General features: G+C 42.9%; 15 protein-coding genes and 1 riboswitch. Of the genes, 4 read left to right on the top strand and 11 right to left on the bottom strand.

Annotation, left to right across the window (positions count from 1 at the left end; genetic code table 11):
- Window positions 1-2: 2 nt before the first annotated feature.
- Window positions 3-587 (bottom strand): thymidine kinase, encoded by a 585-nt coding sequence (locus tag ACRRSY_RS09295; protein WP_432453492.1) that lies wholly within the window; start codon window positions 585-587, stop codon window positions 3-5.
- Window positions 588-630: 43 nt separating this feature from the next.
- Entirely contained in the window at window positions 631-2199 is a 1569-nt protein-coding gene (locus tag ACRRSY_RS09290; RefSeq protein ID WP_432463039.1) for a Na+/H+ antiporter NhaC family protein, read from the bottom strand.
- 59 nt (window positions 2200-2258) lie between these two features.
- A riboswitch (Lysine riboswitch) is annotated at window positions 2259-2430 on the bottom strand.
- Between the two features lie 178 nt (window positions 2431-2608).
- On the opposite strand from ACRRSY_RS09290, the gene ACRRSY_RS09285 reads away from it, so the two are divergent.
- Window positions 2609-3016, top strand: coding sequence for an H-NS family histone-like protein (locus tag ACRRSY_RS09285; RefSeq protein ID WP_432453494.1), 408 nt, complete (start codon window positions 2609-2611; stop codon window positions 3014-3016).
- A gap of 44 nt (window positions 3017-3060) precedes the next feature.
- Here the strand turns inward: ACRRSY_RS09285 and galE are convergent, their stop codons facing one another.
- Window positions 3061-4074: a UDP-glucose 4-epimerase GalE gene (gene galE, locus ACRRSY_RS09280; protein WP_432463038.1), complete on the bottom strand. Its 1014-nt coding sequence runs from the start codon at window positions 4072-4074 to the stop codon at window positions 3061-3063.
- A gap of 54 nt (window positions 4075-4128) precedes the next feature.
- The gene (gene queE, locus ACRRSY_RS09275) at window positions 4129-4803 is read right to left on the bottom strand and encodes a 7-carboxy-7-deazaguanine synthase QueE (RefSeq protein WP_432453496.1); all 675 of its coding nucleotides are present in this window, start codon (window positions 4801-4803) and stop codon (window positions 4129-4131) included.
- A gap of 66 nt (window positions 4804-4869) precedes the next feature.
- Between queE and queC the strand changes: the two genes are divergently transcribed.
- Both queC and rrtA read left to right on the top strand, forming a co-directional pair.
- On the top strand, window positions 4870-5532 hold the full coding sequence (queC, locus tag ACRRSY_RS09270) for a 7-cyano-7-deazaguanine synthase QueC (protein ID WP_432453497.1): 663 nt from the start codon (window positions 4870-4872) through the stop codon (window positions 5530-5532).
- A gap of 39 nt (window positions 5533-5571) precedes the next feature.
- Window positions 5572-6147, top strand: a complete 576-nt coding sequence (rrtA, locus tag ACRRSY_RS09265; RefSeq protein ID WP_432453498.1) for a rhombosortase — start codon at window positions 5572-5574, stop codon at window positions 6145-6147.
- On the opposite strand, the gene pyrF is transcribed toward rrtA, so the two are convergent.
- The 6 genes from pyrF to cmk form a co-directional block, all read right to left on the bottom strand.
- Complete coding sequence (gene pyrF, locus ACRRSY_RS09260; RefSeq protein WP_432463037.1) at window positions 6136-6834, bottom strand: orotidine-5'-phosphate decarboxylase; 699 nt, start codon at window positions 6832-6834, stop codon at window positions 6136-6138. The two genes, rrtA and pyrF, sit on opposite strands and share 12 nt — an antisense overlap.
- Window positions 6835-6839: 5 nt before the next feature.
- Window positions 6840-8009, bottom strand: coding sequence for a lipopolysaccharide assembly protein LapB (lapB, locus tag ACRRSY_RS09255; RefSeq protein WP_432453500.1), 1170 nt, complete (start codon window positions 8007-8009; stop codon window positions 6840-6842).
- Window positions 8009-8299: a LapA family protein gene (locus tag ACRRSY_RS09250; protein WP_432453501.1), complete on the bottom strand. Its 291-nt coding sequence runs from the start codon at window positions 8297-8299 to the stop codon at window positions 8009-8011. The genes lapB and ACRRSY_RS09250 overlap by 1 nt, the downstream gene beginning before the upstream one ends.
- A 93-nt stretch (window positions 8300-8392) precedes the next feature.
- Window positions 8393-8677 (bottom strand): integration host factor subunit beta, encoded by a 285-nt coding sequence (locus ACRRSY_RS09245; RefSeq protein ID WP_432453502.1) that lies wholly within the window; start codon window positions 8675-8677, stop codon window positions 8393-8395.
- Between the two features lie 109 nt (window positions 8678-8786).
- Window positions 8787-10460, bottom strand: a complete 1674-nt coding sequence (gene rpsA / locus ACRRSY_RS09240; protein ID WP_432456190.1) for a 30S ribosomal protein S1 — start codon at window positions 10458-10460, stop codon at window positions 8787-8789.
- A gap of 105 nt (window positions 10461-10565) precedes the next feature.
- Window positions 10566-11246: a (d)CMP kinase gene (gene cmk, locus ACRRSY_RS09235; protein WP_432459177.1), complete on the bottom strand. Its 681-nt coding sequence runs from the start codon at window positions 11244-11246 to the stop codon at window positions 10566-10568.
- 664 nt (window positions 11247-11910) lie between these two features.
- Between cmk and ACRRSY_RS09230 the strand changes: the two genes are divergently transcribed.
- Window positions 11911-12102: a PEP-CTERM sorting domain-containing protein gene (locus ACRRSY_RS09230; protein WP_432463036.1), complete on the top strand. Its 192-nt coding sequence runs from the start codon at window positions 11911-11913 to the stop codon at window positions 12100-12102.
- 65 nt (window positions 12103-12167) lie between these two features.
- On the opposite strand, the gene ACRRSY_RS09225 is transcribed toward ACRRSY_RS09230, so the two are convergent.
- Window positions 12168-13502 carry a sigma-54-dependent transcriptional regulator gene (locus ACRRSY_RS09225; protein ID WP_432463035.1) on the bottom strand — a complete coding sequence of 445 codons (1335 nt, stop codon included), beginning with the start codon at window positions 13500-13502 and terminating at the stop codon, window positions 12168-12170.
- Between the last annotated feature and the right edge of the window lies 1 nt (window position 13503).

The raw sequence follows: 13503 nt of genomic DNA, 5'->3' as shown, positions 1-13503 counted from the left end.
CCTTAATGCTCTCCCGCATTCCCTTGAATAAAATGCTTACGACATAAAGAGACATAACGCTCATTACCACCAATTTCGATCTGTTTACCTTCATGAACCACCTGTCCATTGAGATCTATTCTGGCGTTGAAATGCCCTTTGTTGCCGCACCAACAAATACTTTTCAGTTCCTCAAGTTTATCTGCCAAGCATAACAGATGATAAGCCCCCTCAAACAACTCCCCTAAAAAGTCCGTTTTCAAACCATAAACCATGACTGGTATATTTAGCTCATCAACAACGTTTGCAAGTTGGTAGACTTGAGCGCGACTTAAAAACTGCCCTTCGTCAACTATCACCACATCTAAAGACTGTTGGCGCTGTTTAGTAAGTACTAATTCAAACAGATCTTGTTGTGTGCAAAAAGTTTCGGCACGCAGTGACAAGCCGACTCGAGCCTTGATGATCCCTTCACCATCTCTTGTATCCATTGCAGGAAGCAAAGCCAATGGGTTCATGCCTCGCTCCTGATAATTAAAATGAGCCTGAATTAATTGAGTCGATTTTCCCGAATTCATTGCCGCATATTTAAAATGTAATGAAGCCATCTACAACAAAGTCCCTAAAATTATTGTTCGATCTGCCTAGCCTTTAAGCTTTGACAGGTGTTTGCTGCAGATAATATAAACCCGCGGTGGAGATAGCAAATAAGCCTAGACCAATCGATAAGGCCGCCATCACATTTCCGGTGATTCCCATCACGATGTAACTAGCAATGCTGATCAATGCAACTAATAAAGCATAGGGAAGTTGAGTCGCCACATGGTCTAAATGATGACAGGCAGCACCTGTCGATGACAAAATAGTGGTATCCGAAATCGGCGAGCAATGATCACCAAAAACCGCCCCAGCTAACACCGCCGACAACATCGGCAATATGAGACTCACATCACTGGCCACCGCCATGTCTGCAGCAATGGGCAGCATAATACCAAATGTCCCCCAGCTGGTACCCGTAGCAAAAGCCATCACACCAGCAAGAATAAACAGCAACACTGGTAACATGCTTGGATCTATCGAACCAGTGAGTCTCGAGGCCAAGTATTTACCCGTCTCAATATCACCAATCACACCACTAATTGACCAAGCAAACAACAGAATAGCAATCGCCGGGCTCATCGCTTTAATACCAAGCCAGAGAGCATTAATAATCTGCTGCAGGCTTAAACTCTGTTTGGCAGCAAAGCCCATACTTAGCAACAATGCGGCAGCACCTCCAATCACCAGCGATAAAGTAACATCTGTATTTTCCAATGCCAGTAACAGGCTAAAGGAGACCTGCGATTCAATAGTTGCTGCACCAGTTACAACAAAACAGCTAAAAGTGACCAACGTTAATATGATGATCGGTAATACCAAGCCTAAAGGTGAGCCATTACTCGCTTGAAAGTCATGGTTTATGCTGCCTGGTGGCGTGCCCTTGGCTGGGTCAAATAACTGCCCCGCCGCGGCCGCATCTTCATGTTGCTTCATGGGACCAATATTCAGATTAAAATAGGCGACAGTTAGGGCCATTAGTAAAGCAAAAACTGCATAAAAATTTAAGGGAATCATGGTAGCAAAAGCCGCTAAGGGCGTAATATTGGTGATTCCATGACTGACTAACAAGCCTCCAACCAAAGCAATGATATAAGCGCCCCAACTCGATAAAGGCATCAATACACATATCGGCGCGGCAGTGGAATCCAATAAATAAGCAAGCTTGGCGCGCGAGACGCCCGCCTGATCGGTGAGAGGACGAGCGACACTGCCAACCGCCAAACTATGAAAGTAGTCATCCACAAATACCACAAAGCTTAATAAAGCAGTGGCGATGGTGGCATGGCGCTGAGTTTTAATTCTTCGTTTTGCCCATTCGGCAAAGGCTTGAGTGGAGCCAGCTGCACTCATTAAACTGGTCATCCCCCCCAGCAATAATAAAAACAGAATGATTTGCAAATTCCAGAAATTAGCTTCGCCCTCATCCCAAACCAAGCCTACAGCTAGTTGAGATAGATAAACAAAACTATCATTAATGGAGTAGTCACTGAGCAAATATGCACCACTTAAAATACCACAGCATAGGGCGGTAATAACGCGACGGGTTATTAGCGCCACTAATAAGGCAATAGTTGGCGGCAAAATTGACAATAAAGAATCTGAATAAGAAAGTGTTTGCATGGCTTCTCGGTCTATTATTTCTGAGAGCAAACCGAGCCCGCCGCACTTGATGCAGCTAAAAACCCTGTAGCTCTCCATAGTTTTTACTATGACAATGCAGCATCTATTAAATACTGCACCAGCAATCGGCGTTGATAGCACCTATTACTTCGGCACTGACCCCTTTTGTACAAAACCAATGGCATCACCCCATTTTGCACTACTTTTGGTCAGAGCACCTCTACATACTAGCGTTAGGAGCTGGATTTTACCCTTATATACAGAATTTTCAACCTAAACTTTAAAAGGAAAAAGCGACCTATTTAAATATTCATTTCATTATTTATAAAGACATAATTGACAAGCGCATAGATCTAATTAAAATTTAGATGTCGATTAAATAAAGCTAATTAATATAAGCGGGACAAACATGACCGATTTTATCAAAGTATTTTTAAATGCTAGAAGCCTGAAAGCGGCGACTAAAGAATTATCAATTGAACAGATAGAAGAAAGCTACAACAAGCTTAAATCTATTTTAGATGAACGTTACCAAGTTCGCGCTGAAGAAGAACAGCAACAACGAGAAAAACAAGAAAAATTAGAAAAATACAAAGCCTTACTAGAACAAGATGGCATCGATCCGAATGAATTATTATCGATGATTGAACAAGCTCCCGTTAAAGAAAGAAAAAAACGCGAGCCATTACCTGCAAAATATAAATTCGTAGACGAAAATGGCGAAGAGAAAACTTGGACCGGACAAGGCCGCACACCTTCACCGATTCAAAAAGCGATTAAAAATGAAGGCAAAACCAAAGCGGATTTCCTTATTTAAGTAATTGAAAAGCGAGCTTTAAAGCTCGCTTTTATTTATTATAGTTAAGCACTAAATCCTTGCGGATTTGCTTGCTGCCAGCGCCAAGAATCTTCAGCCATATTATCCAAGGTTAATTCTGCTTGCCAATCCAACTGTTGTTTGGCCAGACTCGGATCAGAGTAACACTTCGCAATATCTCCGGGACGACGAGCTGAAATTTGATAGTTGATCGTCACACCTGAGACTGCTTCAAAAGCTTTAATCATTTCCAGCACGCTATAGCCTTGTCCCGTGCCCAAATTATAGGTGACTAACCCAGGTTTAGTTGCTAACTTCGTAAGCGCCTTCAAGTGCCCCTTGGCCAAATCAACCACATGAATATAATCACGCACCCCAGTACCATCAACGGTATCATAATCATCACCAAAGACACTCAATTGTGCTAGGCGACCCACTGCAACCTGCGTAATATAAGGCACCAAATTATTAGGGATACCATTTGGATCCTCACCGATTAAACCCGATGGATGTGCACCAACTGGATTAAAATAGCGTAACAAAGCAATATTCCAACTATTGTCTGACGCATATAAATCCCCTAACATTTGCTCTACTATCAATTTAGAACGACCATAAGGATTTGTCGCACCAGTCGGAAAACTTTCTAAGATGGGAACCTCGTGTGGGTCGCCATATACCGTCGCAGAAGAACTAAATACTAAATTTTTAACCTGATACTTTGCCATCACTTCACATAAAGTTAAGGTTCCTGATACATTATTTTGATAATAATGCAAGGGTATCGTTGTCGATTCCCCCACTGCTTTTAAGCCTGCAAAATGAATAACCGCACTAATATCATGCTTACTAAAAACGGCATCTAATGCCGATTTATCCATAACATTAAGTTGATAGAAAATAGGTCTTTTTGTTGTTATTTGCTCCACTCGGTCGAGTGCGGCAAGATGTGAGTTACACAAATTATCGACCACAATAACCTCTTCACCTTGGGTCAATAACTCAACGACAGTATGACTGCCAATATATCCGGCACCACCAGTAACCAATATAGCCATAATAATCCTTAATTACGCTGAAATTTATTTAATTAGAAAGTAACAATAGACAGATTAATCTATTCCCAGATATTTATGGGTTTGTAATGACAAACGCCAGTTATTCTTAATACAAGTTTGAATGCATAATTGAGTGGCACGAGCTTGTTGGCTTATCGGTTGCAAACAAATCGTCAAATCTTTATCACCAGACACGCCAGACAACAATTCATGCAAATTCTCAATATCTTTTTCTCTGGCCACGGGATGCTTTATTTCATCAGCCCGCAACAAAGCTTGCTCAAGGATAGGCTTGCCTCCTTGCATCGCCACTTTGGGAGATACAGTGACCCAAGCCTTGCTACTAACTAAAATAGGGTAAGTGCCACTGGTTTCAACTTGCACCGTATAAGAACGTTGTAACAAGCGTTCACAAAGGTCTCTCAAATCATAAATACAGGGCTCACCACCAGTAAGCACCACATGCGTTGCCGAATACGTTTGTAATTGTGCCACTAAGTTCTCTACAGAAGCATTGGCCCAACGCGGCTTATCCCCAGACACACCGATAATCTCACCAAACTCGCACTGTTGTGTGGGTTCAAGCCCCCAAGTATGCTTTGTATCGCACCACGAACAACCAACATCGCATCCTTGCAACCGAATAAATATAGCGGGAACGCCAGTGTAGTAACCTTCTCCTTGAATGGTTTCAAAAATTTCGTTGATCGGTAAATAGCGTTGCGACATTTGTATCCTAATAGATAATAAGCGAGAATCTAACTCTGTATTAAAACACATTTTAAAGAGCAAACAATGAAAGAAAAAGCCGTTGTTATCTATTCTGGTGGAATGGATTCTTATACCGTGCTGCATAAAACTTTACAGCAAGGCTTACAAGCTTATGCCTTAAGCTTTAATTATGGACAACGCCATCTCAAAGAGCTCGACTTTGCCAAAAATGTTTGCTCAGACTTAGCAATTAACCATAAGATTGTCGATATTAGTAGTATCAATCAGTTACTTGCTGGCTCTTCGCTCACTTCAGACATCGATATACCGGAAGGCAATTATCAAGAAGAATCCATGAAATCGACAGTGGTCCCTAACCGCAACATGATTTTACTGTCGTTAGCAATAGCTTATGCCGTTTCAATCGGTGCGAAAAAAGTCTTTTACGGCGCGCATTCTGGAGACCATGCCATCTACCCTGACTGCCGTCCAGAATTTGTCAAAAAAATGAATGATGTTAGTCTTATCGCCAACTATCAGGCAGTTGAGGTAATAAGCCCCTACCTAGAACTATCCAAAGTAGAAATCCTAGCAGATGGCTTAGCGATGAAACTAGATTATAGCAAAACATGGACTTGCTATAATGGCAGAGAGCAAGCCTGCGGTAAGTGTGGCGCCTGTCAGGAAAGACTAGAAGCCTTTCACTTAAATCAAGTCACCGATCCGCTAGACTATGAGATGGGATAATCCAATTGCGCGCTTTAACCCTGCAAACTATGGACTTTAATGTTTAAACTAATCCTAAAGCAACATTGGTTCTTATGGCTCATGTTAAGTGTTTCGTGGTTATTGTTACCCCATGCCGATACCGCCAGTTGGCAACGTAGCGCCATTTTAGGTGGTCACTATTGGCGCCTACTAAGTGGTAACTTTTGCCATAACAATTTTACCCATTGGCTGATGAATATTGCGGCCCTCATCCTCATTTATTTTTGTTACAATGATCGCCTCTCTAACCGGCAGTTTTTACAATTAAGTTTAATTATTTCTGGTATAGGGGGCTATGCCCTACTTTATGGACCTTATAGCGAGTATGTTGGTTTGTCAGCTCTCATCCATGGCTTAATCGCCTATGCGGCCTGTATTGATATCATCAAGGGCAGAGCAAAAATTGGGATGGTTGTTGTGCTAGGCTTAGCGATGAAACTATTATTCGAACAAATCTATGGTGCTGACCCATGGATAAAACAAATGATAGGCATCGATATCGCTATTGATGCTCATCTCATCTATACCTTAATTGGCCTTAGCCTAGCACAACTATCATGGCTGCCTTTATGGCGAAACCGTTCAGTCCAATAGCTGCTGGTTAATTGACGACAACACTTGTGCCGGCGATTCTGCTTGAGTTATCGGTCGGCCAATTACTAAATAGTCGGAACCGACAGCCATCGCTTGCGAAGGTGTCATGATTCGTCGTTGATCGCCTGGAGCGCTCCCCTCTGGTCGAATACCAGGCGTAACCAGTGAAAAATCATTACCTAACATCGCCTTCAATGCAGCGGCTTCTTGCGCAGAACAGACCACCCCATCAAGACCACACTTCTTGGCTAAGGTCGCAAGGCGCTCAACTTGCTGCTGCGGATCTAAATCAATCCCTATCTCAGCTAAATCGGCTTGCTCCATACTGGTTAACACCGTAACCGCTATTAGCTTAGGTTTTTTGTCACCAAATGGCACTAATGCCGCTTTGGCTGCTTCCATCATTCTGCGGCCACCGCTAGCATGAACATTCACCATCCACACCCCGAGCTCAGCCGCTGCTGCAACAGCCTTAGCCACTGTATTGGGGATGTCATGAAATTTAAGGTCAAGAAACACCTCAAACCCTCGTTGATGAAGCTCTTTCACTAAATGCGGACCACACAAGGTAAACATTTCTTTACCCACCTTGAGTCGACAAGAGCCGGGCTCTAATTGTTCAACAAAGGCCATACATTGCTTTAGATCGGCATAATCTAAGGCGACTAATACTTTCGGATCTTGCATTAACTCTATTCTCCATCTAACCCGACTATCGGTTTCACTGTGCCCCAGCTTTTACACGAGGGACAGTGCCAATAAATAGAATGCGACGAAAATCCACAACGTCGACATTGATAATGAGGTTTAATTTTTAACTGTTGGGTCACGAGGCTTCTTAGTACCTGTAAGCTCTGCTTGGCTTGGCCTTCTTCAGCAGAATCAAGATGAAGCCCCATTAAATGATGAAATCCTTTCATAGTAGGGTGGCGCTTTAATTCGTCAACCAAGAAATCTTGAGCTTGTTCAGCACCATTCATTTCTTGATATAACGCGGAAAGCTCAACGACCACACTAGCACTCCCTTTAATCGCAAGGCTATATTCCAAAAATTCTCGGTAATATTCAGGCTTTGCTAACTGCTCACTACATCGCTTATAAATGGCTAAAGCATCAGGAGCAAAATCAATATCTTGTTCTGGGATCTGATTAAGATATTTTAACGCAGTCTTATAATCCCCTTGGCTGGCTTGAATTTGCGCCAAATGGAGACTTGCACGAACACAATTTTTATCGCTAGATAAGGCTTTCTTAAGCAAGGCTAAACTCTTGGAGGTTTTGCCTGCCGTTTCATACTCTTGAGCTTGTTCACAATAAAAATGAGCGATTTGTTGCGCCACATCTGAAAGATCTTTAGGGCTAAGTTTCTTGGCAATATCGATGGCTTGCTGCCACTCTCGGGTTTGCTGGTAAATATTCAACAACTGCTTAAGTGCCAACTGCCGATAGTCAGGCTCGTCTTGCAATTCCAACAATAAGGCTTCTGCGCGGTCGAATAAACCTGCGGCAAGATAGTCTTTCGCAAGTTGTTGTAGGGCTAAGTTACGCTGTTCAATATCGATCCCTTCTCGGGCGATAAGATTCTGATGAATGCGAATAGCTCGGTCAACTTCTCCGCGTTGTCGAAAAAGGTTACCTAAGGCGAGGTGAGTATCGATGGTTTCGGCATCAACCTGAAGCAAGTCAATAAATAAATCGACCGCTTTGTCAGACTGATTGGCTAAGAGTAGATTTAAACCTTCAACATATTGTTTAGAAACATGATTGGCTTGTTGTTGTTGATTTTGTCGAACACTGCGCTGGCCCATATACCAGCCGTAGGCCGCAGCAACAGGTAATAGCAAAAACAACAAGCCAAGCATTAATTATCCTTGACCGTCTCGTTCTGCAACTTATTCAACTGTTTCTGCTGCTTAACTAAACGTCGCTTCAAGCTGACTTTTTCTATCCGAATACGGGTATAAAAAGCTAACAAGAACAACAAGCAACAAACGAAGCCACTAATAAAGAGGCCAGCCATTAACCATGATAGCCGTATACTTGATTCTGCAATAAGATAATTTACGCTCACGATCTGTTCGTTTTGAGCGCCAAGCGCTAAAGCAAGCACAAACAATACAACTAAAAGTAAGGTAGAAAATATCGCCTTCACACAACCTCCTAAGCCAAATAAAAGCTAGGGAAATTATGCAGTAATCACCTTAATTTAACCAGCCAAGATCGTCTATTTGTACAACAAACAATACTATAGACCTATATTTACTCGTTCTCTTAATTCTTTACCGGGTTTAAAGTGAGGCACGTGCTTTCCAGAGAGTTCGACTTTTTCACCCGTTTTAGGATTTCGCCCAACCCGTGGTGCTCTAAAATGCAGAGAAAAACTACCAAAACCACGGATCTCAATCCGATCGCCTTCCTGCAAAGAGCTAGTCATTTGCTCTAGAATTTCTTTAATCGCCGACTCAATTTCTTTACTGGTAAATTGAATATGTTTACTCGCGAGTATTTCAATCAAATCAGATTTAGTCATGGATTCTCCAAGCTATTGATAAAGGGAACTTATACCAGTGTAGATAAAGAACTTGGGGGGGACAAGTCCCCCCCAATATTCAATCAATTAAATCTATAAGATTTGTTGATTATTCGCCTTTAAGCGCTGATTTGAACGCGTCAGCCATTGCGTTACCAATCTGAGCATCTTCTTTCTTGTTCAGAGTAGCCATTGCTTCTTTCTCATCCGCTTCATCTTTAGCACGGATAGAAAGGCTGATTACGCGATTCTTACGGTCAACACCAACAAACTTGGCTTCAAGCTTGTCGCCAACAGAAAGAACCAGTGAAGCATCTTCAACACGGTCACGGCTTACATCACCAGCACGTAAGTAACCTTCAACACCACCAGCTAGTTCAACAGTTGCACCTTTCGCATCAACTTCAGTCACGGTACCGTTAACTAGAGCACCTTTCTTAAGATCTGCAAGGTAGTTGTTGAATGGGTCTTCAGCAAGCTGCTTAACACCTAGGCTAATACGCTCACGTTCTGCATCAACTTGTAGTACAACAGCTTCGATTTCGTCGCCTTTCTTAAAGTCGCGAACCGCTTCTTCACCTTGAGCATCCCAAGAGATGTCAGATAAGTGAACAAGGCCGTCAATACCGCCGTCAAGGCCGATGAAGATACCAAAGTCAGTGATAGACTTGATCTTACCTGAAACTTTGTCGTTTTTATCATGAGTGCTAGCGAATAGCTCCCATGGATTAACTTTACACTGTTTCAAACCAAGCGAGATACGACGACGTTCTTCGTCAATATCAAGTACCATAACTTCAACAAGGTCACCCACGTTAACAACTTTAGATGGGTGGATGTTTTTGTTAGTCCAATCCATTTCAGAAACGTGAACTAGACCTTCAACACCGTCTTCGATTTCAACGAAACAACCGTAGTCAGTTAAGTTAGTTACGCGACCTTCAAGACGAGCACCTTCTGGGTAACGGTTAGCAATTGCTACCCATGGATCTTCACCCAACTGTTTAAGACCTAGAGATACACGTGTGCGCTCACGGTCAAACTTAAGTACTTTAACGTTGATTTCATCACCAACATTAACAATTTCGCTTGGGTGCTTAACGCGTTTCCAAGCCATGTCAGTGATGTGTAGAAGACCGTCAACACCGCCAAGATCAACGAATGCACCGTAGTCAGTAAGGTTCTTAACGATACCTTTAACTTCTTGACCTTCTTGTAGGTTCTCAAGAAGTTGATCACGTTCAACACTGTTTTCAGTTTCGATAACAGCACGACGAGATACCACAACGTTGTTACGTTTCTGGTCAAGCTTGATAACTTTAAATTCAAGCTCTTTGCCTTCTAGGTGAGCGGTATCGCGAACTGGGCGAACGTCAACTAGTGAACCAGGCAAGAATGCACGGATGGTGTTAACTTCAACTGTAAAGCCGCCTTTAACTTTGCCATTGATGATACCAACAACCGTTGCTTGCTCTTCGTACGCACTCTCAAGTTGGATCCACGATTCATGACGTTTCGCTTTTTCGCGAGAAAGAACAGTTTCACCGAAACCATCTTCTACTGCGTCAAGGGCTACATCAACTTCCGCGCCGACTTCAATTTCTAATTCACCAGCAGCATTTTTAAACTGCTCGGCAGGAATTGCAGATTCTGACTTCAGGCCAGCGTCTACTAATACCATACCGTTTTCGATACCTACTACAGTACCTTTAACAATAGAACCAGAACGAAATTCCAAATTCTGTAGAGACTCTTCAAAGAGTTGAGCAAAAGATTCAGTCATTTTATAATTTACACATATAGAAACGGCCACTCAGCAATCCCGCTAAATGGGGTTAATAATAAACACCTATTTCATCCATGTTATAGGCGCACCAAGTCCCAGTGATTACTGGGTTAATTGTTTGTCGATAAAATCTATCGACATTGAAACGACGTCATCAATAGAAAGTGACGTAGAATCAATGACTAACGCATCTTGAGCAGGAACTAAAGGAGCAACCGAACGGTTTCTATCTCGTTGGTCTCGTTCTTCAATTTCGCTCAAAAGGTGGTCAAAACTAACATCAAAGCCTTTATCTTGCAACTGATTATAACGTCGTTGCGCGCGTTCTGCCGCACTAGCGTCCAAAAAAATCTTAGCGGGAGCATCAACAAATACCACTGTTCCCATATCGCGACCATCGGCAATCAAACCGGGTGCAGCTTTAAAGCCACGTTGACGCCGCAGCAACGCTTCCCTTACTCGCGGAAAAGCGGCCACTTTAGATGCTGCATTCCCCGCGGTTTCCTGGCGAATTTCCAAAGAGACATCTTCACCTTCTAAAATCACGATGGTTTGACCATCCTGCGCTTCAAAACGGACATCTAAATGTGCGGCTAATAAACTCAAGGCCTCTTCATTGTCTAATTCTACGTTATGATGAATGGCCGCAAGCGCCAATACCCGATAAATGGCACCGCTATCTAACAATTGCCATTGATAATGCTTCGCTAAACGTTGGCATAGAGTTCCCTTACCTGCCCCACTTGGACCATCGATAGTCACTACCGGAACGTTTTGAGTCATCAGTCCCCCTCAACATGAAACAACATGAGCCTAAAAGGCCCCAGCTAAAAATGCGCCTCATTGTACGTGAAATGGAAATATTTCGCTTCAGCTTTTTTGATAACAAGCACATTTTAATAAAAAGTTACGAGCCAGCCAGAATAAAAACCTTATACATCAATGATTTTGATTTAGATAACACGTAAAAACAAAAGAAACTATAAATTAAAAAGCTTATATAAAAATTCAATAAAGATGATTAATTTTCGATGAAAAATTTCCTTTGATCGCGACAGTTTTGTTACTTGTTTCACACCCCCCTTTCTGCCAATATTACCAGCACAGCCTCTGGCGGCAATGCGTGGCAGCAGGAGCAATTCGCAAGAGGTTCTGGTTTAACCAATCAATATCTTGTTAGTCAAAGTGGCAACATCACTATCAACAATGCCAATTGCTGTTGGTAACCCCGCAACCAGTCCACATATTTTTACACCTCAACGAGGGTCTGAGATGGCTTATCCTAGGGCGTTAATGACGATGAAAACTTTGACATACTATTTCAGGCGCTTGCCTCTGGCGATGAAGACGACTCGAAAGCCAGTACCTTCACCATCAACTTTTTCAATGATGAGAGCAATATCGGCCAAACGATGTTCACCACCGCTTCTTCAATATTGAGTTATTTATGGGTTTTATCAGCGCCCCCTTCAACAAAATTCAAGTCAAAGAACAAGACGGTGCAATCCACAGCAACGAGTATTTCCAACTTTATACTCTCGGCATAGGCACAAGCTCAGTTCCTGAGCCGCAAACAATCCTGCTTATGGCACTTGCTTTGATTTTCCTTGGCGGTTTTAGGCTTAAGCAAACAGCCTAGCGCATGCATGGTGTTGGTGCTTAAGTCTTCAACCTACCAACACCGGTAGGCCGATGCACTTAAAGTTAAGCTGGCAACTCAATCCCCGAGTCTTTAATTCGAGCCAGTTTATAACGTAAGGTTCTTGGGCTAATGCCTAACTTTTCGGCCACATCTTTACGCTTTCCTTTGCAGGATTTTAGCGTCTCTAAAATAATCTGTTGCTCCTGCTGACGCAATTCATTACCTAAAGGCTCGCTATTGGCGGTTGATTCAGCCAGTACCGATTGTATTTGACTGGGTTCTAATTGGTTCTCGATCACCAAGCAGTCACTATCAATTATTTCGGCATTAGCCAAGATAAGCGCCCTTTGCATTACATTGTCCAGTTCTCGTACATTGCCTGGCCAGCTATGGTTTAATAACTTATGTTGGGCACTTAAACTCAGCTCACAGTGACGTTTACTATGACGAAACAGCAAATGCTGCGCCAGAGGTAATATGTCGCCGGGACGCTGATTCAGAGGCCGCCACGATAATGGAAACACGTTTAAACGATAATACAAGTCTTCTCTAAATCGTCCTTGACTAACAATCTCACGCATATCTCGGTTGCTGGTTGCGATAACACGTACATCAAGTTGGATCATCTTGCGGCTGCCTAAACGCTCTACTTCTTTCTCTTGCAACACCCGCAGTAACTTGGCTTGCAAAGCAAGATCCATCTCGCTGATTTCATCCAACAAAATAGTCCCGCCCTGCGCCTGCTCAAACTTGCCAGGACAGGCTTTAATCGCCCCCGTAAAAGCGCCTTTTTCATAACCAAATAACGTGGCTTCCAACATATTTTCCGGAATAGCCGCGCAGTTAATCGCGACAAAGGGCTGCTCGGCGCGTGCCGAGCTATCGTGAATATAACGTGACAGTACTTCTTTACCGGCACCACTAGGGCCACTAATCAAGACAGAGGCTTCTGATGCAGCCACCTTTTTGCTCAACTCTAATAAGGCTTCGGTAGATGGATCACCGTAGATAGGCTCCCGCTTTTCAACCTTAATTGATGGCGCGTAACGCCCAACCTGATTGAGTAAAACTTCAGGTGCAAAGGGCTTTGATAAATAGTCGATCGCGCCATCACGCATCGCCGAAACCGCATCATCAATTTTTGCATAAGCAGTCATCAGCAATACTGGGAGTTGTGGCCATTTCTGTTTGATATTCTTTAATAAATTCAAACCATCCATACCGCCCATTTGCACATCACTAATCACCAGATCAATCGGTTCATTAGCGAGCGTGAGTAAGGCCGCCTCAGCACTATTCGCCTGTTCACATAAATAACCCGCCAAAGACAGAGTATCCACCAAAGCTTCACGAAGACCAGAATCATCTTCTACGATGAGAATTCTAGATTGACTCATA

Origin of the sequence: Agarivorans sp. QJM3NY_33, from assembly GCF_050870865.2 — a bacterium.
Classification (GTDB): Bacteria; Pseudomonadota; Gammaproteobacteria; order Enterobacterales; family Celerinatantimonadaceae; genus Agarivorans.
Note: the sequence above shows the minus strand (reverse complement) of the source record. Positions and strands in the feature narration are given on the sequence as shown.